Here is a 24,171-nt window from a genome sequence, read left to right as displayed (position 1 = left end):
GTCATAGCGATTGACTTGGATCGCCGATGGCAAACAACGAAGCCGGGGGTCGAACCACCCTGCGACGCTGATGACGCCATTTCCACCGGATTTCCGAGACGGTATCCCGCGGCACATCGTGCACGGCGACCCTGAGCGCGAGCAAGGGGTTCCGTCTGAAAAGGTGCCCAAAGATTGAAGCGAAGTACCACAACTGACCGCCCGTCAGAGCTCTGCGAAGCAGCCAACGCGCATAGTTTCTGAAGCCCAGGTCGAGGAGAGCCCTGCGCTCAGGGTGCCGCGTCATGATCTCATCCGCGACGAGCATCCATGACCGGAACATCCGCGTCTTGTTGCTTGACATGTTGTTCGGGAGGTAACGATAGCCGATCTGGTACTCCGGCACGACCGCGAAGTGGTACGCCTCCGCGACACGGCAATAGAACAGCAGATCCTCGCAGCCTTCTGCCCCCGATGTCCTGAGTCCGCTCTCGAAACCTTTTGCAGCTATGAGGGCTTCCCGGCGGACCAGCGCCGAGCTGCCGTTGCCAATGAAATTACCCTGACAGAGATAGTCCAGCACCTCGCCCGCATGAAAGACGGGATCGGACCTGGCAGTTACGCGACTATCGGCATCGATCCAGTCATACCAGCTGTAGACAAGACCAGTCCGCTCTCCTGCATCAAGCAAGGCTTGAAGCTGTTGCTCAATCTTGCAGGGCGTCCAGAGATCATCGGCATCAATGAACGCGACGAAGTCCGCGCGCGCCACCTGCCAGCCCGCATTCCGGGCGGCCGCCACCCCCGCGTTATGCTGTTCTATGATGGTTATTCGAGAATCCTCGGCCAAATGTCGTTGGACGACCGCAATCGTATTGTCGGTGGAGCCGTCGTCCACGACTATGATTTCCAGCTCCCGATGCGACTGAGATCTGACGCTGCGAAGCGTCTCGTCGATCGTTGCATCGGCGTTGTAGGCCGGAATAACCACACTGACGAGGAGCGCACCGGTGCTCATTGATACTGCTCCAAGCAGCGCGCGAATGTGTCCAGCGTAAAATCGCCCCTGACCTCAATTCGCGGCAGGTCTAACAAATTGTCTCTGAGGGTGGCGGCCCGGCTGACCGTGTTGAACAGGGTCTTGTAGCCGCATTCGGCTGCGAGAATTCCAAGCCGCTGATCGGTAGAGCCAAACGGCGCGGCAAGCGACGTTATGGGTCGCCCAAGCCATCGCTCCAATTGCGCACGAGATCGCGTCAGTTCCTCGGCGAGATTCCAGGTCGCAAGTTCCTCGCTGCGCGGGTGGCTCGCCAAATGGCTACCAAAGGATACGCCCTCGGCGGCAAGCCCGGCAATCCTGACCGCATCGAGCAGCGGAGCGGGCTCTCCGAACGGAGCATCCCACTCCGCCCGCTTTCCCACCAAGTCGGTCGCAACGAACACCTCTGCTGAGAAATCGTTTGCCTGCAGGATCGGCCATGCATGCTCGGCAAAATCCTCGTACCCATCGTCGAAGGTGATCAGCACCGGCCTGCCGACGAACGGATGATTGCTTGCCACGAACCAGGCGAGCTGATCCGAATTGATCGCGTGGTAGCCATTTCGGCGCAGCCACAGCATCTGTTGCCCGAACGCATTCGGAGACAAGCGGTACCGCGCCAGTTCGCCTGGTCCTCCTGCCGCAATTCGGTGGTACATCAGGACCGGAACGTGCGCGCGTCTTTCGGATTGCGCGACGTCAAACCTGCGCGCCACGGCCCCACCCCACACGATGCATCGCGCAACGTCGATCTCAATCGGCGCGTCGATAGCCGCGCATGTCACCTGTGTGTCAGGGGACGCTTCACCCGGAAGTAACCGCCTGAACCGATCGATACGGTACAGCTCTGTCTCGATCGATGTCTCCAGGGCGAGTCCGGGTACGCCCTGGAGAATTCGCGTGATCGTCTCCGCCCCATACGGACTCTCCCAGTCGAGCCCCGTTCGCGACATGTTGTCCTTCAACACAAAGGCATGGGCCGCCACAAGGTGACCGCCAGGACGCAGCGCCTGCACCAGCCGCTTCGCGACCGACTCTAGTTCGGCCTCATCATTAAGGTAGTAAAGGACCTCGGAGCAGACGATCAGATCGATGTCCTGCGGGAGCGGATCGGCGGACAAATCCAGTTGAGAGAATTCGATATTCTGATGCCCATTGCATCGGACTCGAGCACGATCGAGCGCCTTGGTCGAAATATCGGCGGCCCTGAGGCGCTTGACCCTGGGTGCCAATTGCCGCGTGAAATGTCCCTCCGCACACGCAAGCTCAAGCGCGTGATCCACTGGTTGGTCCGGAAGGAGCTCGAGCTGCCGTTTATACTTTTCCTGTTCATACGGCGAACCATAGTTCCAGGGATCCTCCTGCTCGAAGAAACCCTCCCAAAATTGCTTGCGTGCGGTGTCTCGAGGCTTTTCGGCACATCGCTTACGTCTGCCGGAATCGGGGATACCTGAAATGGCCAGCGGCCGCGCCTCACGCGAGGCCCGCGTGGCCAACTCGCGCAGGCGCCCCCGATGAGTATCTCGGCCGTCTCGCATGAAAGATCGAACCCGTTCGGTCCGCTTGTGGAGTGCGATTTTCGCCCGAACCAGCCTTCCGATCTGGTCTTTGACCTGCAAATGAACGAGGCCATGGGCGGCCAGGGCAATCCAGAAGCGGCTGTCGACAGTGCCGAGGGCACCAATATCGAGCAGCGTCAGGATGCGAGGCCCGTCACAGAGATAGACGTACAATCGATCAACAGTCCCGATCGGCCTAATGGTGCCGATACGGCGAAGGTCAACGCGCGTGCCGAACGTCAACGTGAGGACCCTGGGCGCCGAAAGGTCGTCATAGTCGAGCACTTTCCGCTCAAAGCGGTATTGGCACTTTCGCCCTGCCGCCGGGTCGTTCCATGCGCGACCGATCGCTGAAATGAGGTTGGTTACGCCCTCCCCGTATTGCGGCCACCGTTCCGCCAGCTTGGCGGGCACCGTTCTTGCCCCGACCGTCACGGCATCGAGCAGAACAGCGGCAATGAAGTCCGCCGTTGTCTCGGTCTTTGGAATGTCGCTGAGCGTTTCCAGCGATGGATCGCTGGCGTTCCCCCGGCCGCATTCAAATCCGGCACACCAGAGCGCGAAATACGCATACGCCGTCGCGGCGCTGCCATATGCAGTTGATGCTCCAGACCGATGTGCAGGTGCCGGCTCGCTGACGCGCTTATCGCTGGAAAATCCGCGCGCAATGACCACCCGCGCATCGGCCAGCATCCGTTTGACGTCTTGTGTCAGTGAACGGTCGCTTGTTCGATAATAGCTCAATTTCTCATCGACATGGATCCACCTGCCGCCGCAGCGAGCGATCCGTTGCCATAGGTCCCAATCTTCGCACGTGCGGAGACTGGTCTCAAAGCCACCGACCTTTGCGAGCGCGCCCTTTAGGACGAGCACGCCATGGATGAACGTGGCACACGTGCGGGCGAACCGTTCAAATGCGTTGTCCTGGATGGCCGGATCGCGGCGAACGGGAGTTTCGCTGCCGTCAGGCATAACCCGGCAACAGTTGCAATAGGCGGCCACCGCCGCGGGATCGCGATCCAGCGCAGCATTCATCCGCGCAAGGAAGGATCGATCAATCCAATCGTCACTGTCCAGGAACAGTATTCGTTCGCCGCGCGCGCTTGCAATTCCCTTGTTGCGGGCACCGGACGCGCCTGCTCCGCCGGACTGCAGAATCCGAAAGCGGGAATCCCGCGCCACATATTCAGCAACGATCGCGGCCGTGGCATCGATCGAACCGTCATCCACGACAAGCGCCTCCCAGTCGGCGGCGCTCTGCGCGAGCACGCTGTCAAGCGTTTCAGCAATGGTCCCTGCAGCATCGCGGGCGGCGATCACGACGGACGTACGCGGATGGGCTGTCATCTGCGAAACCTTCGACGATGATAGAACAGCAATCCGGCGAGATACCCCGTCATCTCCTCTTTGAGGAAGCGGTCGCCAATGCTCCTTCCTTCTATTGCTTTCCGGAGCAACCGATAGAGATACCAACGCGGCTTGTGATAGTAGGCCAGACGCCGGTTCGCTGAGATTCCGGTTCTTTCATACTGCACCAAAAGTGCGGCCGCATGACCGCGCATGTAGTGATAGATCTGGCTGGCCAGTCCATCCATTGTCCTGCGGTGAAAGTGGAATGCGACTGACGCCGGATTGTAACGACACGTGTAGCCGCCCGCGAGCAATCGATACCAATACTCCGAGTCGCCCGAGCAGCCGGCCTGACCGACGTCCAGGCGCTCATCAAAGAGCCCGACGGCCTGAAACACCTCGCGCCGGAACGCCATGCTCGCTCCGGCGCCGATGTCCCACGCGGGAAGGACCTGGCCGCGATGAGATCGGAAGGCTGCGCTGTCGTAATCCTGTTCGCGATAGCCCTTGCCAAATCCCCAATACGTCTCGAAGTGCCGTTGCGCCTCAGTCGCGAGCTCGGCGGGAAGCACAAGCCCAGTCACCGCACCGATTTCGGGAGAATCAAACGCACATGTCAGTTGCTCCAGCCAGCGCGGGTGAAGCAGCACATCGTCGTCCGTATAGGCGACAATTTCTCCGGTCGCCTGGAGCGCGCCGGCATTGCGTGCAATATCCAGACCGGGTCGCTCCTCGCGAATATAGGTTGCTGCCGCGGCCAACGCGACATCCCGTGTCCGCCGATCGCGCGATGCATTGTCCACCACAATGATTTCTCGGGGAGGATGGGTCTGCCGCGGCAACGACGACAAGCATTTTTTCAGCTCCTCTGGACGGTCGCGCGTGCAGATCACCACGCTCGCCGAGAGCCTCTCTTTCCTCGGGGTTCGCAGTTTGGCGTCGACCGCTGACAGAAAGGCGTCGTTGATATGATCGATCCTGGCGTCCGTTATCTGGCCCTCATGCATCAGCACATGGCCGACCGGCTGGTCGGCGCGCCAGAACACCGTCATGCCATCGCTCAACGTCGTTTCCGCAACATCGGACGCCGACCTCACGGAGACGTGCGTCACGCCTCTTCCCAATCCAATTCCTGCGAATGGGGTATCGATCATCGTCGTGCGAAATATGCCGGCGGATTGCTATCGCTCCACCTGAGTGCAGTCTCGATAATGAAATCGATTTCTGATTGCCGCGGGCTCCAACCGAGCTCCCGCTTGGCTTTGGCAAAGGAGGCGACGAGCGTGGGCGGGTCCCCTGAGCGGCGTGGGCCGCGGCGGACGACCGGGTCGTTTCCGGAGACACGCTTCACGGCCTCCACTAGTTCGAGCACACTCGTGCCAACCCCCGTACCGAGATTGAAAACATGAGTACCGCCTCGAGCCACCAGCATGTCACCTGCGAGAAGGTGCGCCTGCGCCAGGTCGTTAACGTGGATATAGTCCCTGATTGCACTGCCATCCGGCGTCGGAAAGTCCGTTCCCAGAATAGTGAAAGGCCGATCGGGTCGGCGCACCGCTTCGATCGCCAGCGGAATGGCATGCGTCTCCGGTTCATGGCGCTCACCGATCTCGCCGTCAGGATCACAGCCCGCCGCGTTGAAATAGCGCAGCGAAACCGACGACATCTCGTACGCGCGACCAAAGTCCTCCAGCATGCGCTCAATGATCATTTTGGACCATCCATAGGGATTAATCGGCGCCTGCGGATGTGTTTCGTCTATCGGGGTGTGCTTGGGAACTCCGTAACTGGCACACGTGCTGGAAAAGAGCACGCGCGAACAGCCGGCCGCTCGCATTGCCTCCAGGAGGGCAAGCGTTCCTCTCGTGTTATTATCGTAATAGATGGCGGGATCAGCCACGGATTCGCCGACATAAGCCAGCGCCGCAAAGTGCGCGACGAGGTCTGGCTTATAGGTGTCCAGCACTGCGCGCACGCCGGCTGAATTGCGAATATCGCACTCGACCAACGGTCCCCAGCGCACCGCATCGCGCCAGCCCCGAGAAAGATTGTCGAGCGTCACGACGTTCCAACCCGCCGTCGCAAACGCCTTGCAGCAATGCGAGCCGACGTAGCCGGCACCGCCGGTGACCAGAACGGTCTTGTTCATCTCGCCGCACCCGCACCGCGCGCAATCATCAACGTCTCGAAAAACGCAATGGTCTTGTCCAGGCCATCTCGCAAAGGAACAGTTGGAGCCCATCTCAACGTATCTCGTGCCATCTTGATGTTAGGCTGGCGCTGCCTTGGGTCATCGATCGGAAGCGGCTTGAAGTTGATCTCGGATCTGGACCCTGTGAGTTCGATTACCAGCGCGGCCAGCTCCACCATCGTGATCTCGGCAGGGTTTCCGATATTCATCGGACCGACAACGCCGTCGCTCGTATTCATAAGCCTGACGAGACCGTCAATCATGTCGTCAACGTAGCAAAATGAGCGCGTCTGCTTGCCATCGCCGTAAATCGTAATCGGCTGATTGGTGAGCGCCTGCACAATGAAGTTCGAAACGACGCGTCCGTCGTAGGGCCGCATTCGCGGACCATAGGTGTTGAAAATGCGAGCAACTTTTATCGAAAGGTTATGTTGGCGCCGATAGTCGAAAAACAGTGTTTCAGCGCAACGCTTCCCCTCGTCGTAGCACGAGCGCGGCCCGATTGGATTAACCCTGCCCCAATAGGTCTCATCCTGTGGATGAGTCTCGGGATCGCCGTAGACTTCCGAGGTCGATGCCTGGAGAATCTTTGCCCGTATTCTCTTCGCCAGTCCAAGCATGTTGATCGAGCCGTGCACGCTCGTCTTGGTCGTTTGAACGGGATCGTGCTGATAGTAAATCGGACTGGCAGGGCACGCCAGATTGAATATCTCATCGACTTCCACATAGAGGGGAAACGTAATGTCGTGCCGGATGATTTCGAGCTGAGGTGAACCCAACAGCGCACCTAGGTTTTCTTTCACGCCAGTGTAGAAATTATCGACACACAGAACTTCGCTCCCCGCGCCAATCAGCTGTTCGCATAAGTGCGAACCCAGGAAGCCAGCGCCGCCCGTTACCAGAATCCGCTTCCTTCGCGCAAACAATGATTTACCTCCTAACGCAATACACGGTCTCCACAAATGCGGTTTCAGATACTCCCACACTTGTTTGACTTCCAACCAACGATCTATCGTCGGCATGAAACTCTGCTGTCTGTAATAATGTAAGTTATTCCGATGCTCGGCTGTCGTTACTTTCGAACGACGGCAGCCATCTCTAAGACCGCCGTAATATTAACCTTGTTGCCGACGATGGCCGTTTTGTGTCGAATGAGCGCCGCCTTGGCCTGCATCGGCGACATGACTAGTCACGCTTCAAGAATTTGAACAGTGGCGCACCAGCACAACAGACGTTGATCTTATAGCGGATTGAAGCGATAGGTTGAAACGAGGTGCAACATGGATCTGCGCCACGCACGGTCGGACGGCCGATTCCAACATCGACGGTGACGATCACGGTAAATACGATGAACGACGCGCCGGTTGCGGCTGACAACAGTTTTACTACTGCAGAGGATACTCGTTCGCCAGCGGCAACGTGTTGGCCAACGACAGCGGCGTTGAAATCAGCTTGTTGAGGGCTGCGATGGTTTCCGGACCTTCACGGGCAGGAAGCTTCATGCTGAATGCCGATGCTTCGTTCAGCAGCACGCCAGTAAACCTCAACGGCACCGAGTCGTCGCCTGCAAAGCTAACGACGGGGTGGCAGATTCCGGCATTGCGACTGTCTCGATCGATACCGCCGCGGTCGATGGACGTGGCACAGGCAGAGATCGGCGACAGCCTTTCTTGCTACTTACGTCGTTCGGATTAAAAGGGCGGCAATCAGGCAGACATGCCGGTCGAGCAACCCACAGCATTCCAGCTTGTTGTCAACCTCCGTCTGCCAAAGCGCTGCGCGTAACAATTCCGGAGCCGAGGTCGTGAACAGGTACCGCCTGCATGACCGGCTGCGTCTTCTCAGGCGGGTTTCGAAGGGAGTCCATCGTACATGGAATCGTCTTTGCTTGGCAGCGCAGGGGTCAAGTATTCATGAGAAATGTTTGTAAGCTCAAACAAACAAAGGTAGCTTCTCACCGTCGGAGTTCGGATTCCTGGAAGACCCAAAGCACGAGTGAGCGGCTAGGGCTTCAACGCCGCCCCAACCTCAACTTTAAGATCGGTAAACCAGACGCGTGTAGGGAGGCGCACCTCTCCATGTCGGGACCATTCGACCCGGGTCAGATTGTCCTCCACGGCAAGCAAGATCGCGCTCTTCATCAGTGGCGCCAATCTGTATGCCATCATCGAGCTCGCGGTCGGACAGATCGATGAGATGATCCTGTTCTCCGGCGACGGCGATTTTCGACCTATGGTTGCTGCGGTGCAGCGGCGCGGCGTCCGCGTCGCGGTGGTCTCGACCATCGCCACCAACCGCCGTTGGTCGCCGATGAACTGCGCCGTCAGCCAGACGTGTTTATCGATCTAGCGGAGCTGCAGGCGAAGGTCGGTCGCGATCCGTCCGAGCGTCGATTGCACGCGAACGCGGCGAGGCGCGTGGGCAGCAGCGCCAGACCCTACCGCGCGGCGATGATGATGAATGCGATCGCTGAATGTCGCGTCAGCGTCTTGGAGGCTCCAGCTGTCTGGCCGGCTCCCGCACCCCGAGAAGGAACGCGGGGCCGCCTGATGTCCGGTTCGCGAACTTGCTCGATATGAGCGTCGCCATCGTGGAGACGCAGCTTACTCAAGATCGACCCGAGCGATTGCAAGCTATGTCCATGCCAACTCTCATCTGGAAACAGGCCCGGACCTGAAAATTCACCTCCACTCCCTTCGGTCAGCACCGCTGCTCGGCGCCCGCGAAAGGGGGGCTTCCAAAATCTTCGAGGCGACGGGCGTGCGCACGCCGATCTCGCACCGCGAAACGCTCTCGCAGACCTCATCGAGGACCGCATGCAAAAGCGCCGTGTTCGGCGCGTCGAACAAGAGGTACCCCTACTTCGGAGCCGGAGGCTTGGGCATCGCCGACAACAACGAATCTTGAGCTTGCCACCCTCAGTCACGTAGGTCGCCGTCCAGACGCCTCCTGTTTCGAGGGGCGCACCAATTTGATTCTTGCCCGTGAGACGGTAGCCGGATGTCGGTGACAGCACGAATAGATGGGATGCAAGCGTTCACATCTACCGCGTCGAGATCAATCCGCGAGGTGTCGCAACTATCCAGCGGTTGCCCCAACGCACGACAGAATCAACTCGTCCGATGCCGGGGACCACGTCGCCCCGTGCTGCCATTCGAATTCCATCGGGCCCTTCGAGCACCGCCGTTCCGCCGCGAACATCAAGGACTGCCCAACCCACAATAGTCGTTGGTCTTGTCTCGGGGACCGACAAGAGCGGCCCCGCAGGCTCGAGTGAGCCGGTCACAGACATGTCCGCCTCGACAACCGAAGAAGCTGGGTTCGATGCTTCCGCCGATTGCGCCCCACTCGACGCTTTGGCCAGAGGCTTCGGAGCAAGGTTCGCGCTGACTGTGGAGGGCTGACCTAAACCGGGCGGCGTTCGCGAGCCTGATGCTGATACTATCTTTCGGACGCTTTCGGCCTTACCACCTGACTTTGTGTCCGGCATACGGCGCGAAGCTGTTTCTATGTGAGCAATTGGATTGAGAACCGAGATAGTTGCGGGACCATACCAAGCCCCAGCCCATCCCAATCCAAAGCCTCCAGCCAATGCGACTGCGACGAGCCAAATGGTGCGTTTTGGATGGCCGCTTGGCGCCAATAGCGCCAGGACCTCATCTCGATTGGAGGTCGAGAAATTTGATTGGTCGAGAGTGACGAGCCACTTCGCGACCTCGCCACCGCCCTGATCCGCGACCTTCTTGATCATTTCCAAGGTATTGGCATGGTGCAATTGCATGCTCGGGTCCCTTGTGGTCCCCAATGATCATGCCGGGAACTAAACCAACCCTTAACGGCCGATGCACCTCAGCACGAATAAGACAGCAGTAGATCGCGCAAGAAACCAAAGGCGTGATCTCTGCTGGTCGCCCGGGAGCTCGACCACATGACGGCGGGACTGCCTTTTGCAACCGCGAGCTGCTGGACCGGACTTGCATTCGGGCCCGGATCTCACGTCAGAAGCACAATGAATCCATCGCCCCGCCAGATTTGAGCCGCATGGCCGCCTATGTCGGTGCGAAGGGTCATGCCGGGCGGGGCGCAACATCGGGAGTCTTCGATGTCCGGTTTGCGATTTTGCTTTGCTGGTTAGGTTTTTGTTGGAACTCTTTCGTCGGCGCCTGCATCCTCCAATCCTCTTGCGGATATCTTCAATACTGCTGCGCCCCAACCTGCGGTACCTCCGCCGCACGCGGAATGCTTGGGACGTCCCGGCAACTCGCCCCCGCAACTTCTCCGGCCTCGATGGCATCCTGGTCGCTCCTCGCGGCGACGTTACAGCGACTTACGCCGCTTTCCACAGCCCCGAAAAACTGCTTGCAGAAAGGACCACACGGTTTTGCCGTACGCACGGCTCGATGGCGCCACAGGGTTCGACGGCGTTGTGCACGTTGCCATCGAAATGCTGGGGCGACGAACCTGACAGCGCCGTCCGTCCGCACGAAACTTTAGGACTCACGGAGAGCAATCCGCTTGCCCTTAGCCTCGCGCCCGACGCTGCCGCGTCCACCGCAAGCCCGACTCTACGATCATCACGATATATGATCGCCCCTCAACGGTGAGCCGGGATGGGCGATACATACGACGAATCCGAATTTCGGTAAAGCTGAATATTTTTGCGAGCTGGAATTGACTAAGGGGCGACACAGCAAAAAGGGGCGGTGCAAAAGCACCACCCCTTTTTGGGCGAAAATGACCGCTTAAGACGAAAACGACCGCTTAATATGGCTGATAATAGTAGCGCGGGCCGCCGTAATAAGGACCGCCGCCGTAATAGCCGGGGCCGCCGTAGTAAGGACCTGGGCCATAATAATAGCGGTTCTCATAGTACTCGCGGCGCTGGCTCTCGGCGATCGCGCCTCCGATCAGACCGGCCGCCATGCCCATGAAGGCGAGACCTGCGGCGTTTGGCCCGCGTCGATAGTAATGGCGGCGACGGGCAGCGCTGAAATCAGTGACGTCAGAGGAGCCCTGCCCTGCCGCGACACCCTTTGCGGACACCGTCTTGGCCGTTGCTGAGGATGCCGCTGCCGAGGGCGATACGGGGGCTGCGACCATTGCGAGGCTTGCGAACGCGGCCAGGACCATGTTGCGGCGGGCTGCGGAAATCATCGGCCCTTCACTCATTTTGACCTTCCTCTATTCTCGCCTCTGTTCTCGCCAAAGCGACATAAGCAACGACACGTAACTCGCAAACCACTGAAATGGTTTCGTGATCGCGGCGATCTGCCAAGCCTTGAACGATTGTAAACCGAACGATCAGATCGAGCTTGAACCATCCAACCTGAGCGGATAATGAACGGCCGCGCCGTTTTTCGGTCGCCGTAAGCGTGTCACGTGAACCAACGCATCAACCGACGCCGTCGGAATCGATGCCATTTTCGAAGGTTCACCGTGATCGACGCGTCCTTTTCCTCGAAAGAAATCAGATGATTGCGGTTCGTAAACTGCCGGCGCGCTATGCGCCGATCGTGATGCCATTCGTGCTGTCGATCCTCATGACGGCGGTGGTGTCGGTCATTTCGACGCTGCGAAGCCTCGGCGCAACGCCGGCGTTCCTGGCCCGGCGCCTGGGGGCTGTCATGGCTCGTCGCTTTCCCGACGCTGCTCATGGTGCTACCGCTGGTCCGCCGGATCGTGGCCTGCCTCGTCGCCGCCCCACCTCAACCAGGCCAATAGCCGGAGCGCCCCTACGACAGCGCCCCCAGCACGCCGCGCGTCGCCTTGTCGATCTCCTCGACATAGCGGCGGCGCGCGAAGTTCTCGGTGAGGAAGCCGACCACCTTGCGGCTGTCGGTGGAATCGACCACCGCCAGCATCTCGGCTTCGGCCTCGTCGAACACCGCCATCGCCGACTTCACGTTCATTTCCGGGATCAGCACGATGTCGATCAGGCGGGCGAGCTCGATCACCTGGATTTCGTCGGCGATGGTGTCGAGATCGCTGGAGAACAGGTCGGGCAGCAGGACGAGGCCGACATATTCGTCCGCATTATTGACGATGACGATACCGGGCCGCGACCCCAGCGCGAATTCGCGGCGCACGGCCGCGATCGTCGTGGTCGACGGTACCTTGCCGACGTCCGAGCGCATCAGCCGCTCGACGGTGAGATTGCGCAGCCAGCCGACGTCGTTGGCGCTGCGGATGGTCTCGCCGCGCAGGTGCAGGCGCCAGGTCGAGAAGGAGTGGCCGAACATGAAGCGGACGCAGATCGAGGTGACGATGCAACCGGCCAGCACCACGGCGGTGACGTCGACATTGCGCGTCATCTCGAGCACGAGGAACGACATGGTCAAGGGGCCGCCGACGATGGCGACGCCGAGCGTCGCCATGCCGGTCAGCATCGCGACCAGCGGATCGATCACGAAGTTCGGGCTGATCAAGAGCAGCAGCGCGGCAAAGAACTTTCCGATCAGGCTGCCGACGAACAGCGAGGCGAAGAACAGGCCGCCACGGAAGCCCGAGGCGAGCGAGACCAGGCAGGCCGTCACCTTCAGGGCGATGATCAGCGCGATCAAGCCGATCGTCATGTCGTGAAAGAGATCGAGCACCATGGCGCCGTGGCCGGCGGCCAGCACCTGCGGCGTGACAATCGCGAAGCCGCCGACGATGAGACCGCCGATCACCGGACGCAGCCAGACCGGCATCCAGGCGAACAGGCGCTCGAACGTCGGCGAGGAGCGCATCACGGCGATGCCGACGCCGCTGGTGACGAGGGCGAGCCCGATCAGGGCCAGGTACTGCTCGACACCGACGGCGCTGACCTTCGGTATCTCCAGCGAGTACGGCGCGCCGCCCAGCCATTGCGCGGTGAGAGCGCCGGCGAGCGAGGCCGCCAGGATCGGGGCGGCACTGCCGACCGAATAGACGCCGACGATCAGCTCGCAGGCGTAGAAGGCGCCGGTGATCGGCGCGCCGAACGCCGCCGCGATCGCGGCGGCAGCGCCGCAGCCGACCATCAGGCGCATATCGTTGCGGCGGAGATTGAAGAACTTGCCGAGCAGCGCGGCGATACCCGAGCCGATCTGGGTATAGCCGGCTTCGAGGCCGACCGAAGCGCCGCAGCCGTTGGAGATCAAGGTCTGGCTCGACACCACCAGGCTGTCGCGCATCGAGAGATTGCCGCCGCGCAGCGCGTTGGCCTCGATCGGGTCGACCGCGTTCGAGATCTTCATGCGCCGCCGCGACCATTCCATGATGCCGAGCGAAAGCCCGCCGAGCGCCGGCGCAATCAGCGCCGCCCAGGGACTGACGCTCGCATTGGACGAGAGGCGAACATCGATGGGGATGCCGTAGATCACGACGTGCGCGATCTGGGCGATCTCGGCCATCAGCGTCACGATCGCGCCCGCCAGCGTGCCGATCACGAGCGCAAGCGGGATCAGGTAGAACTCGTTGCTGCGCAGCAGGGCACGCAGCCGAACCATGGTGCGGTTCGTTCTCTTGCTATCGATCAGATGTCTGATTCGAACGAACACCTTCTGCCCGCCCTACCCTTCCGACAGGCCGTAGCCGGCCATGCGGACGCTGATATTGCCAGAGGTGCCCTGGTAGATGCCGAGCGCATTCATGCGGCGGCAGGCGTCGATGATGGCCTGTCTCTTGTCGAGCTCGTCCGCTGTCATCGACATCTCTCTTCTTCTCGGCTTCTTGGCGATGAACGTCAGAGGGGAAGTACGGCAAAGCAATGTCGCAGTGCAAGCGAAAGCGACCTGATCGGGCGCCATCTTGCCGACGGATCCGCGGCTTCTCGAAATGAACCGTAAAATCAATAAATTAGCAAATGGTCGCACTTCTACGACAGGCTCGCCCGAACGGCTGCAATGCCGTTGATGACGAACTGCACCGAATAGGCGGCGAGCAGCATGCCCAGCACGCGCGAGAGCACGGCATTTCCGGTGCGCCCGAGAGTGCGGGCGATCAGGCTCGCGGAGACGAAGCACAGCATGCAGAGCAGGCAGACTGAGAGCACCACGGCGATGATGATCACGAGCCTCGCCCCATAACCGGCATCGCCCGCCAGCAGCAGCAGCGTGGTCGCGATCGCGCCTGGGCCGGCCATCATGGGAATGGCGAGCGGAAACACCGCGACATCTGAGGCATGCTCGGATGTCGCCTTGTCGGCCTCCCGGGCCTCGCGATGCGGACGGTCACCGAAGATCATCTGGTACGAGACACCGAATAGCAGCAGCCCGCCGGCAATCTGGAAGGCGGGAATGCCGATCCCGAGCTGGCGGAGCAGGCCGTTTCCGACCAGCGCGATCACGACCAGGATCGAGGCAGCGATCAGCGGCGCCCGCAACGCGACCGTTCGCTTGATCTTGTCGGGCATGCCGGCGGTGGCGGCCAGAAAGGCCGGCGCAAGGCCGACGGGATCGACCACCAGCAGCAGCGTCACGAAGGCCGACAGGGCGAAATCGATCATGTCTCGGGGGGCTCCGCGGAAGGAACGATGGCAGGCGGACTGACTTAGCCCGGCAGAACCATTTTGGAAATCACTGGAGACGATCAATGAGCGACAGTGGAATCGGAATGCTGCTCGGCCATCTCTCGGCCAACCTGCTCTGGCTCTGGTTCATTGGAGCCTTCCTGCTCGGTGCGGTCCTCGTCTACGGCGTGATGAAGGCCGGACGCCTGCGGCGCAGCGAACGCGCGCAGCTCGACCGTAACACCAATGCCCGGCAACGGCAGGAGGACCCCTACAAGCATCCAACCTGAGAGATCGCCGTGAGCGCCGGTTGCAGTTTGGAACTTTCGTTTTTCGAAGGGCTTTGATCGCCTGAGGATTGAGGGAGGCGACGCCTTCGATGTGACCTCAAGAGGAGGACGTATGGCTAAACGAGCGAAGAAACGCACAACCAAGAAGACCGCCGCGCGCCGACCGCGTCAGGCGCCGAAGATGCTCAGCGACCTGTTCCTGGAGACGCTGAAGGACATCTATTTCGCGGAGAACAAGATCATCAAGACGCTGCCGAAGATGGCCAAGGCTGCGCATTCGAAGGATCTTGCGGCGGCCTTCAACAAGCATCTGCGCGAGACCCAGGGCCAGGTCAAACGTCTCGACCAGGTCTTCAAGATGCTGGGCAAGCCCGCACGTGGCAAGACTTGCGAGGCCATCAACGGCATTACCGACGAGGGCGCCGAGATCATGAAGGAATTCAAGAACGCGCCTGCCCTCGACGCCGGTCTGCTCGCGGCGGCGCAAGCCGTGGAGCACTACGAAATCTCCCGCTACGGCACGCTGCGGACCTGGGCCGAGGAGCTCGGCATGCAGGATGCGGCGAGGCTGCTCCAGGAGACGTTGGACGAGGAAGAGGCGACCGACCACACGCTGACCGAGCTAGCGACGTCCGTGATCAACCTCGAAGCGGAAGACGAGTACCGCGCGGCGGCCTAAGCCGCACGCGCGCAAGGAAAGACGCCGCGGTCCGGGCCGCGGCGTTTGCCTGTTCGGGATCACACGATGGCGCATGGCACGCCCGCGTCGTCGGGCTGGATTTCCGCGGAACCCGCCCCATATGCAGCCTTTCCCACCGCCGAGTCTGCATCATGCAACCCAAAAATCCCCTCGACTGGATGCTGTCCGAAGCCCTGGACTCGCTGACCCGCGCCGAACGGCTGCGCCAGCAGTTCGGCCGCCAGGAAGCCTGCTGGGAGCCGCCGATCGACGTGCTCGAAACCGAGCATGAGCTCCTGATCCTGGTCGCGCTTCCCGGCGTCAATCCGGACAATGTCGAGACGGTGATCCATGACGGCGCGCTCGTCATCTCCGGCCAGCGCACCCTTCCGCCGGAGCTTCGCAACGCCCGCATCCACCGGCTCGAGCTACCGCAGGGCCGCTTCGAGCGGCGCATCGCGCTCCCCCTTGGCCGCTACGCCATCAGCCGCTTCGTGATGGACGGCTGCGTTGCGCTGCGCCTCGCCAAATCCTGAGGTCGATCATGGCCACCGAACAGATGAATAACGCCCAGACCAATTCCCAAAACAATTCCGACGTGAAGGTCCCCGAAGACGCGCTGATCGTGATCCCCGTGCGCGAGATGGTGCTGTTCCCCGGCGCGATCGCGCCGATTTCGATCGGCCGGGCAAAGTCCATCGCCGCCGCACAGCAGGCGCTGCGCGAGCAGCGGCCGGTCGGCATCGTGCTGCAACGCAGCCCCGAGATCGAGGAGCCCGGTCCGGACGACCTCTACCGGGTCGCGACCATCGCCAATATCGTGCGCTACATCACCGCGCCCGACGGCACTCACCACATCGTCTGCCAGGGCGTGCAGCGCGCGCGCATCCTCGACTTCCTGCCCGGTACGCCTTTCCCGGCTGCCCGCATCCAGCAGATCCCCGAGCCGACCACGACCTCGCCCGAGATCGAGGCGCGCGCGCTGAACCTGCAGCGCCTGGCCATCGAGGCGATCGAGCTGCTGCCGCAGGCCCCGCCCGAGCTGGCAGCGATGTTCCAGGGCACCAGCGCGCCCGGCGCGCTGGCGGACCTGGCGACCTCGTTCATGGACATCAAGCCGCAGGACAAGCAGGAGGTGCTGGAGACCATCGACCTCGCCTTGCGCGTCGAGAAGGTGTCGAAGCACCTGGCCGAACGGCTGGAGGTGCTGCGCATCAGCAACGAAATCGGCCAGAAGACCCGCGCCAGTTTCGACGAGCGGCAGCGCGAGGCGATCCTGCGCGAGCAGATGGCGACGATCCAGCGCCAGCTCGGCGAAGGCGACGGCAAGGCGGCCGAGGTCGCCGAGCTGACGGCTGCCATCGCCAAGGCCAACATGCCGCCCGAGGCGGATGCGCACGCCAAGAAGGAGCTGCGCCGCTACGAGCGCATGCCGGAGGCCGCCGGCGAAGCCGGCATGGTCCGCACCTATCTCGACTGGCTGATCGAGCTGCCCTGGGCGCTGCCCGCGGAGAAGCCGATCGACATCAAGGAGGCGCGCCGCATCCTCGATGCCGACCATTTCGGCCTGGAGAAGATCAAGAGCCGGATCATCGAATATCTGGCGGTGCGCAAGCTCGCCCCGCAGGGCAAGGCGCCGATCCTATGCTTCGTCGGCCCTCCCGGCGTTGGCAAGACCTCGCTCGGCCAATCCATCGCACGCGCGATGGATCGTCCCTTCGTACGCGTCAGCCTCGGCGGCGTGCATGACGAGGCGGAGATCCGCGGCCACCGGCGCACCTATATCGGCGCGCTGCCCGGCAACATCATCCAGGGCATCAAGAAGGCGGGCGCCCGCAACTGCGTGATGATGCTGGACGAGATCGACAAGATGGGCCGCGGTGTGCAGGGCGATCCTTCCGCCGCGATGCTGGAGGTGCTCGACCCCGAGCAGAACGGGACCTTCCGGGACAATTACCTGGGCGTGCCCTTCGACCTGTCGCGCGTGGTATTCATTGCGACCGCCAACATGCTGGACCAGATCCCGGGTCCGCTGCTCGACCGCATGGAGCTGATCAGCCTCGCCGGCTACACCGAGGAGGAGAAGCTGGAGATCGCACGACGCTACCTGGTGCGGCGCCAGCTGGAGGCCAACGGCCTCTCGGCCGAACAGGCCGAGATCGAGCCGGAGGCCCTGAAGCTGATCGTCAAGGGCTACACCCGCGAGGCCGGCGTGCGTAACCTCGAGCGCGAGATCGGCAAGGTGTTCCGGCATGCCGCGGTGCAGGTCGCCGAGGGCACGACCGCAAAGGTCGTGGTGGGCCCGAAAGACATCGCCATCGTGCTCGGCCAGCCGCGCTTCGAGGGCGAGATCGCGCTGCGCACCAGCGTTCCCGGCGTCGCCACCGGTCTCGCCTGGACGCCGGTCGGCGGCGACATCCTGTTCATCGAGGCGACGCGCGTCCCCGGCAAGGGCGGGCTGATCCTGACCGGTCAGCTCGGCGACGTCATGCGCGAGAGCGTGCAAGCTGCGCTGACGCTGGTGAAGAGCCGAGCCACCCAGCTCGGCATCGATCCGCAGCTGTTCGAGAAGAGCGACATCCACGTTCACGTTCCCGCGGGAGCGACCCCGAAGGACGGGCCGAGCGCGGGCGTTGCGATGTTCACGGCGCTGACGTCGCTACTCACCAATCGCACGGTGCGCAGCGACACCGCGATGACCGGCGAGATCTCGCTGCGCGGCCTGGTGCTGCCGGTCGGCGGCATCAAGGAGAAGGTGGTGGCTGCGGCCGCTGCCGGATTGAAGCGGGTGATGCTGCCGGCGCGCAACAAGCGGGATTACGACGACATCCCGAAGAGCGCGCGGGACAACCTCGAATTCATCTGGCTGGAACGCGTGGACGAAGCCATCGCCGCGGCGCTCGAGCCGGCTGATGCCAAGGTCGAGGCGGCGGAGTGAATGCGATGAGCGGATTGCTGGAAAGAGCGAAGCGATCACGGAAAACGCAGCGGCTGCGCCAGCTGCTCGATCGCGCCATCGATCGGGTTCGCGATGCGCTGGCGGCGCCAGGACCGCGGCTTCAGCCGGTCCCGGTCCGGGTGAAGTGCCGCAAGGGTTAAGCCCTCCGTCTCGAGCCCTCGCGGCAGCCCCAAATAAAAGGCCCCCTCCTACCCGAGGGGGCCTTTGCGTTGTCAGGCCACGGCGTCCTTGGCAGCCTTGACCGGGCGGGCGCGGACGATCTTCCGGGCCGGCTTGGCCTTGAACATCATCTCTTCACCCGTGAACGGGTTGGTGCCCTTGCGCGCCTTGGTGGCGGGCTTCTTGATGACCACGAACTTGGCGAAGCCCGGCACCAGGAACAGGCCGTTCTTCTTGAGCTCCTTGTGACCGACGTCGGTCAGCGTCTCCATGACGCTCTTGACGTCACGCTTGGAAAGCTCGGTGGCGGTCGCAATCTTTTCGATCAGCTGCGATTTGGACATTTGGGTTGGCATCGTGTCTCCTCTGATTCGTTGCCGGTTGCATATTAGACCAAGCGGCGAAGGCCTATAGCCTTCTGCACAGTTTTATCGCGATTTTACGGGCTTTTTTGGCCCTCCGTGACAAAAAACCCTGCATTTTAGCTGCTTCCGGAGCGAAAGGAGCCTCAGGCAGCGGTTTTTGCCTTGTTTCAAAGGCCCGCAAGCCACCTTGCTAAAGCTGATTCGATGCTTTCGACAAGCGACGACCGGCCTCTTTGGCGGAGGCCGGTCGCGATTCACCCTGAAAAATAAGGGCTAGATTGTTGTGTTGCCGCCATCGCAGTTGCTCTCCCTCTCCCCATTCTTACGGGGAGCGGGTTGGGGTGAGGGGCTGCTTCCGCGCTCAAGGTGATAGTCGGACGCACGGAGAGCCCCCCTCGCCCGGATTGCATCTGACGATGCAATCCGACCTCTCCCCGCAAGCGGGGAGAGGTGAGAGAGTGTGAAGCTAGATGCGCTCGATGATGACCGCCGGCGCCATGCCGCCGGCCGCGCACATGGTGACGAGACCGCGCTTGAGGTCGCGCCGTTCGAGCTCGTCGAGCACGGTGCCGATCAGGATCGCGCCGGTCGCGCCGATGGGATGGCCGAGCGCGATCGAGCCGCCATTGACGTTGACCTTGGCGCGGTCGAGCTCGAGATCACGGATGTATTTTTCCGCAACCACAGCAAAGGCCTCGTTGATCTCGAACAGGTCGATGTCGTCGACGGTCAGCCCCGCCTTCGCCAGCACCTTGCGCGTCGCCGGTACCGGCGCGTTCAGCATCAGGGTCGGCGAGTCCCCCATGTTGGCCATCGCCACCACGCGGGCGCGCGGCTTGAGGCCATGCGCCTTGGCGTAAGCCGGCGATGCCAGCAGGATCGCGGCGGCGCCGTCGACGACGCCGGACGAGTTGCCGGCGTGGTGCACGAAGTCGATCTTCAGGTCCGGATATTTTTGCAGGATCAGGCCGCGATAGGTCGTGCCCTTGTCATCGAGCGCATAGTCGGCGATGGCGGGGAACGCCGGCTTCAGGTTGCTGAGGCCCTCCATCGTGGTCTGCGGGCGCGGATATTCTTCATGGTCGAGCGCAAGGCTGCCGTCCTCGCGGTGGACGGGGACGAGGCTCTTCTTGAAGTGACCATTTGCCATCGCATGCGCGGCACGTTTCTGGCTTTCGAGGCCGAGCGCGTCGACATCCTGCCGCGTGATGCCTTCCAGCGTCGCGATCGCGTCCGCACAGACGCCCTGATGCGACTGCGGGTGCCGCGCGCGCAGGCGCAGATTGCCGCTATCCATCATCATCGGACCGCCGCCACGGCGTCCCTCCATCGACATCATCTCGCAGCCGCCGGCGATGACGAGGTCTTCCGCGCCCGCCATGATCGAGCTTGCGGCCATGCTGACGCTGGTGATGCCGGAGCCGCAGAAGCGGTCGAGCGTCACGGCACTCGCGCGCACGTCATAGCCGGCATCGAGCGCCGACATCCGGCCGAGATCGCCGCTTTGCGTTGCGACCTGCGCGCTGCAGCCCCAGACGATGTCGTCGACATCGGCGGTGTCGATGCCGGTGCGGTCGGCGAGCGCGCGCAGCACGGTTGCGCCGAGCTGCTGCGGATGAATCCCCGAGAGCGCTCCCTTGCCGGCCTTGCCGAATGCCGCGTGGGGTGCGGCAGGCATCGATGATCAGCGCGTCAACCATTGGCGTTGTCCTCTTGTTGATGGGTGTTGAGAGGCGTTGTGAATCAGGGGGACAGGTGAGTCAATGCGTGGTGGCTCGTCCAGCCTCTCCCCGCGTGCGGGGAGAGGCTGGATTTTACGCGCAGCGGAAAATCCAGGTGAGGGGGAGCTTCAGCAAGGACGGTGGCAGATGGACTCGCGGAGAGTCCCCCTCACCCGGAATTGGCTGTCGCAAATTCCGGGCCTCTCCCCGCAGGCGGGCAGAGGCGAAGAGATCACACCCCCGCCGCGTTGGTCGCGATCACGTTGCGATAGAAGCTGGCGCTGAGCTTTGGGGTGCGGACCTGGGTGTCGAAATTGACGTGGTAGAGGCCGAAGCGCTTGTTCAGCCCGTACACCCATTCGAAATTATCCATCAGGCTCCAGAGGAAGTAGCCGCGCACCGGCACGCCCTCACTGGTGGCACGCTGGAGTTGGGCGAGATAGTTGCGCAGATACATAATGCGGTCGGTGTCGTAGATCTTGCCGTCGGGCCTCACGACGTCGTCGCCGGAGGTGCCGTTCTCGCTGATATAGATCGCGTCCGTCTTCCAGATCTTGGCAGCCAGCTTTGGCACCCAATAGATCGTCTCGGGTCCGACGCGCAGCCAGTCCGAATTCATGTGCGGGAACGATTTCGGGATCGGCAGCGGCATGAAGCCGGCACCCTGGTCGGAAGCCACCACGTAGTTCTGCGGCGCGTAGATGTTGAGGCCGAGGAAATCAACCGGCGAGGAGATGATCTTCAGCTCCGCATCGGTGTATTTCGGCGCGTTGGGCCCGGCGAACTTCAGGAAGGCGTCGGTATACTGCCCGGTCATGATGACGTTGAGATAGCCGCCATTCATCTCGCGTAGCGCGATCTCAGCGGCGCGGACGTTCTCCGGCGTGTCGATCGCGGGCGCGCAGGCATCGATGTTCTCGGCCGGTCCCACCCTGGTGCCGTGGCGGCCATGGGCGCGCACGGCCTGCACCGCGAGCCCGTGCGCGAGCGCGCTGTTGTGCCTGATCTGGTTGAGCTCGGCCTGCGGCAGCGTCAGGCCCGGCGCGTCGATGCCAATGCCGTAACCGAAATAAACGAAGCGGCCGCTCTCGTTCAGCGTGAACACGTTCTTGACCCGATCGGTCAGATGCGCGGCGACATAGGCCGCGTAGTCGCCGAAGATCTTGCAGGTCTCGGTCGAGCGCCAGCCGCCGAAGCGATCCTGGAGCGATTGCGGCAGGTCCCAATGATAGAGCGTCAGCCACGGCTCGATGCCGTTCCTGAGGAGCTCGTCGACGAGCCGGTTGTAGAAGTCGAGCCCTTTCGGGTTCGGCTTGCCATCGCCATCCGGAAACACCCGCGGCCAGGCGACCGAAAAGCGGTAGGCCTTGCAGCCGAGCTCCTTGATGAGCGCGATATCCTCCTTGTAGCGGCGATAATGCTCATTGGCGCGGTCGCCGGTAGTGCCGTCCTCGATCTTGCCGGGGATGCGCACGAACTTGTCCCAGATCGAAGCCCCTCGCCCATCCTCGTTGACCGCGCCCTCGACCTGATAAGACGAGGTCGCCGTGCCCCAGACAAAACCCGCCGGAAAGCCGGTGCCGGCGCGCGGCGGCGGTGCCGGGTTGACCTCGACGGCCCCAACGGGATTTGCCATTCCGGCTGCGGACAGCCCCGCGATTTTCGCGAATTGGCGACGCGAGACCTTGTCCGACATTGATGCTGCCTCCTGGGATGGTTTGGGCGAGACGCCCGAGCTTCGTCGCGGACGCTCAGGCATTATGTCCGGCTTCGACGTCCTGGAAAGTCGGCAAGCCGGGGCCGCCTCCCCATAGTTAACTCATTCAACGCCTTTTCCGCAGCGCAATTAATCTAAGCTTCAGGTCTCGCCTATAGGCTGCACTCAGAAAAAACAGTCCCTTTTTGGTTGCGAGAATGCCTCCGTCGTCAATTCCCGGCAATCCGCGGCGGGCCGCGCAAGGTCGTGAAAAGTGGTCCACGTTCCTTGACACGCTCAATTCGCCCAACGTGCGGCTCCTCGCGGGCGGGCTGCTGATACCAAACCTAATCTCGCTCGCAACGATGGCTTCATTGGTCGATATCGGCTTGCCGCCGCGGACCATCGCCATCGCTCTCTATGCCAGCATTGCCATCCTGGCGCGGCGTATTCCCTTCATGCTCACGGTCGCGCTGTTTCTTGCCGTGCTCACCTTCGACATTGTGCAAACGTTGTCTCTCATGTTCGGCATCGGGCTGAGTGACCTAATGGCAGCTGTCGACCACGCGAGGCGCATCAATTTCTTCGCCTCACCGCTTTATTTCGCTTTGATCGTCACACTCGTCATGACCACGGGCCTAAGCCTGGCATGCTTAAGGCCGCGCGCCATGCTTATAAATGCGAACATACCGGTTCTCTTCTTCTTGGCACAGGCGTTCGGCGTGATGGACTATGTCAGCAACGCGTCGCCACACTACCATTTCGGCTCCACGATGGGACGCAACGAGCCGATCCAATCCGCTGCGGAGGTGTCGGGTTTTAGGCAGGCAGCAGGGGCCGACGGAAACAACGTCGTCCTGGTGATCGTCGAGAGCTTGGGCTACCTGAAGGACCAGAACGCCCGAACGCGCATAGCAGAACCCCTGTATGATCAAAGTCTGACCAGGGACTACACCATCACCTCCGGAAAAACGGTCTATTTCGGTTCGACGACATCGGGCGAGATGCGGGAACTATGTAATACGCGCACATTCTACACAGAGTACGTTCAGCACGACACCAACACCTGCCTGCCGGATCTGCTGGCCGCTCGAGGGTATAGCAACATCGCCGTCCACGGCTTCGCTGGAGGTATGTTCGAGCGTGAGCAGTGGTATCCGACAATCGGCTTCGACCAGGAACTCTTCCGCGACGAGCTGGTCAGAACGACCAACCGCGTATGCGGCAGTGCCTTCGCCGGCGCGTGCGATGCGGATCTTGCGCCCGTGATTTCCGCGGCCTCCCGCGAAGCGGGAAAGCAAGGCAAGCCACGCTTCATCTATTGGCTCACATTGAATACCCATATTCCGGTCGCGCCTGGTCAAGCTCTGACGGATTTTCATTGCGAGACCGACGGCGGCGTCTTCGGTCGACCCAAGGTTTGCAGGATGGCCGAACTTTGGCACGACGTATTTGCCGTCGTCGCAAAGATAGCTCGCGACCCAGCCGTGGCGCCGGCCGACATCCTGGTGGTCGGCGACCATGCCCCGCCGTTCTGGTCGAGACATGACCGCGCCCAATTCGAGCCCGGTCAAGTGGCTTGGTACAGGCTCCAGCCCCGGCGAGCGTCTCCTCTGCCGATGCGGGACGCCCGCAACCAACAGCGAGCATCGACAGACGACGCGGATAGCAGTCGAAGTGCGCAATGACCGAGCAGTGGTATTGCGCATGTCTG

General features: G+C 61.8%; 16 protein-coding genes and 4 pseudogenes. 7 read left to right on the top strand and 13 right to left on the bottom strand.

Annotated features, from left to right (window positions below):
• Position 1 precedes the first annotated feature (1 nt).
• The 6 genes from ACNJX8_RS13500 to ACNJX8_RS13475 form a co-directional block, all read right to left on the bottom strand.
• Complete coding sequence (locus ACNJX8_RS13500; protein ID WP_439360973.1) at positions 2–997, bottom strand: glycosyltransferase family 2 protein; 996 nt, start codon at positions 995–997, stop codon at positions 2–4.
• Positions 994–3,924: a glycosyltransferase gene (locus ACNJX8_RS13495; RefSeq protein WP_439360972.1), complete on the bottom strand. Its 2,931-nt coding sequence runs from the start codon at positions 3,922–3,924 to the stop codon at positions 994–996. Before ACNJX8_RS13495 ends, ACNJX8_RS13500 begins: the two co-directional genes overlap by 4 nt.
• Complete coding sequence (locus tag ACNJX8_RS13490) at positions 3,921–4,991, bottom strand: glycosyltransferase family 2 protein (protein WP_439360971.1); 1,071 nt, start codon at positions 4,989–4,991, stop codon at positions 3,921–3,923. Before ACNJX8_RS13490 ends, ACNJX8_RS13495 begins: the two co-directional genes overlap by 4 nt.
• A gap of 86 nt (positions 4,992–5,077) precedes the next feature.
• Complete coding sequence (gene galE / locus ACNJX8_RS13485) at positions 5,078–6,076, bottom strand: UDP-glucose 4-epimerase GalE (RefSeq protein WP_439360970.1); 999 nt, start codon at positions 6,074–6,076, stop codon at positions 5,078–5,080.
• Positions 6,073–7,140 (bottom strand): UDP-glucuronic acid decarboxylase family protein, encoded by a 1,068-nt coding sequence (locus ACNJX8_RS13480; RefSeq protein ID WP_439360969.1) that lies wholly within the window; start codon positions 7,138–7,140, stop codon positions 6,073–6,075. The genes galE and ACNJX8_RS13480 overlap by 4 nt, the downstream gene beginning before the upstream one ends.
• Before the next feature lie 363 nt (positions 7,141–7,503).
• Positions 7,504–7,650: a hypothetical protein gene (locus tag ACNJX8_RS13475; RefSeq protein WP_439362076.1), complete on the bottom strand. Its 147-nt coding sequence runs from the start codon at positions 7,648–7,650 to the stop codon at positions 7,504–7,506.
• A 634-nt stretch (positions 7,651–8,284) separates the two neighbouring features.
• On the opposite strand from ACNJX8_RS13475, the pseudogene ACNJX8_RS13470 reads away from it, so the two are divergent.
• A pseudogene (locus ACNJX8_RS13470) lies at positions 8,285–8,591 on the top strand (NYN domain-containing protein); the annotation flags it as partial.
• Between the two features lie 2,288 nt (positions 8,592–10,879).
• Here ACNJX8_RS13470 and ACNJX8_RS13465 read toward each other — a convergent pair.
• Positions 10,880–11,287: a hypothetical protein gene (locus ACNJX8_RS13465; protein ID WP_439360968.1), complete on the bottom strand. Its 408-nt coding sequence runs from the start codon at positions 11,285–11,287 to the stop codon at positions 10,880–10,882.
• Positions 11,288–11,589: 302 nt separating this feature from the next.
• On the opposite strand from ACNJX8_RS13465, the pseudogene ACNJX8_RS13460 reads away from it, so the two are divergent.
• Positions 11,590–11,839, top strand: a pseudogene (locus ACNJX8_RS13460) (DUF2798 domain-containing protein).
• 11 nt (positions 11,840–11,850) lie between these two features.
• Here ACNJX8_RS13460 and ACNJX8_RS13455 read toward each other — a convergent pair.
• From ACNJX8_RS13455 to ACNJX8_RS13445, 3 genes and pseudogenes are all read right to left on the bottom strand, one after another.
• Entirely contained in the window at positions 11,851–13,638 is a 1,788-nt protein-coding gene (locus ACNJX8_RS13455) for a chloride channel protein (RefSeq protein WP_128945340.1), read from the bottom strand.
• Positions 13,639–13,680: 42 nt separating this feature from the next.
• Positions 13,681–13,791, bottom strand: a pseudogene (locus ACNJX8_RS13450) (class II aldolase); the annotation flags it as partial.
• Between the two features lie 164 nt (positions 13,792–13,955).
• Entirely contained in the window at positions 13,956–14,585 is a 630-nt protein-coding gene (locus ACNJX8_RS13445) for a MarC family protein (RefSeq protein ID WP_439360967.1), read from the bottom strand.
• Between the two features lie 86 nt (positions 14,586–14,671).
• Between ACNJX8_RS13445 and ACNJX8_RS13440 the strand changes: the two genes are divergently transcribed.
• From ACNJX8_RS13440 to lon, 4 genes are all read left to right on the top strand, one after another.
• Positions 14,672–14,878: a hypothetical protein gene (locus tag ACNJX8_RS13440; RefSeq protein WP_439360966.1), complete on the top strand. Its 207-nt coding sequence runs from the start codon at positions 14,672–14,674 to the stop codon at positions 14,876–14,878.
• A 112-nt stretch (positions 14,879–14,990) separates the two neighbouring features.
• Complete coding sequence (locus ACNJX8_RS13435) at positions 14,991–15,557, top strand: YciE/YciF ferroxidase family protein (RefSeq protein WP_128932484.1); 567 nt, start codon at positions 14,991–14,993, stop codon at positions 15,555–15,557.
• Positions 15,558–15,709: 152 nt separating this feature from the next.
• Positions 15,710–16,093 (top strand): Hsp20/alpha crystallin family protein, encoded by a 384-nt coding sequence (locus ACNJX8_RS13430; RefSeq protein ID WP_011088914.1) that lies wholly within the window; start codon positions 15,710–15,712, stop codon positions 16,091–16,093.
• Between the two features lie 8 nt (positions 16,094–16,101).
• Complete coding sequence (lon, locus tag ACNJX8_RS13425; protein ID WP_439360965.1) at positions 16,102–18,495, top strand: endopeptidase La; 2,394 nt, start codon at positions 16,102–16,104, stop codon at positions 18,493–18,495.
• Between the two features lie 233 nt (positions 18,496–18,728).
• On the opposite strand, the gene ACNJX8_RS13420 is transcribed toward lon, so the two are convergent.
• From ACNJX8_RS13420 to ACNJX8_RS13410, 3 genes and pseudogenes are all read right to left on the bottom strand, one after another.
• Positions 18,729–19,031, bottom strand: a complete 303-nt coding sequence (locus ACNJX8_RS13420) for an HU family DNA-binding protein (RefSeq protein WP_084805933.1) — start codon at positions 19,029–19,031, stop codon at positions 18,729–18,731.
• 475 nt (positions 19,032–19,506) lie between these two features.
• Positions 19,507–20,740, bottom strand: a pseudogene (locus ACNJX8_RS13415) (acetyl-CoA C-acetyltransferase).
• A 253-nt stretch (positions 20,741–20,993) separates the two neighbouring features.
• A complete protein-coding gene (locus ACNJX8_RS13410) occupies positions 20,994–22,457 on the bottom strand; it encodes a GH1 family beta-glucosidase (RefSeq protein ID WP_439360964.1) in 1,464 nt (487 codons plus the stop codon).
• 218 nt (positions 22,458–22,675) lie between these two features.
• Between ACNJX8_RS13410 and ACNJX8_RS13405 the strand changes: the two genes are divergently transcribed.
• Positions 22,676–24,145, top strand: a complete 1,470-nt coding sequence (locus ACNJX8_RS13405; protein ID WP_439360963.1) for a sulfatase-like hydrolase/transferase — start codon at positions 22,676–22,678, stop codon at positions 24,143–24,145.
• The last annotated feature ends 26 nt before the right edge of the window (positions 24,146–24,171 follow it).

The sequence above is a fragment of the Bradyrhizobium sp. SPXBL-04 genome, from assembly GCF_051853035.1.
GTDB classification, from domain to species: domain Bacteria; phylum Pseudomonadota; class Alphaproteobacteria; order Rhizobiales; family Xanthobacteraceae; genus Bradyrhizobium; species Bradyrhizobium zhanjiangense.
The sequence above is the reverse complement of the archived record's forward strand: the minus strand, read 5'-3'. Positions and strand labels throughout refer to the sequence as shown.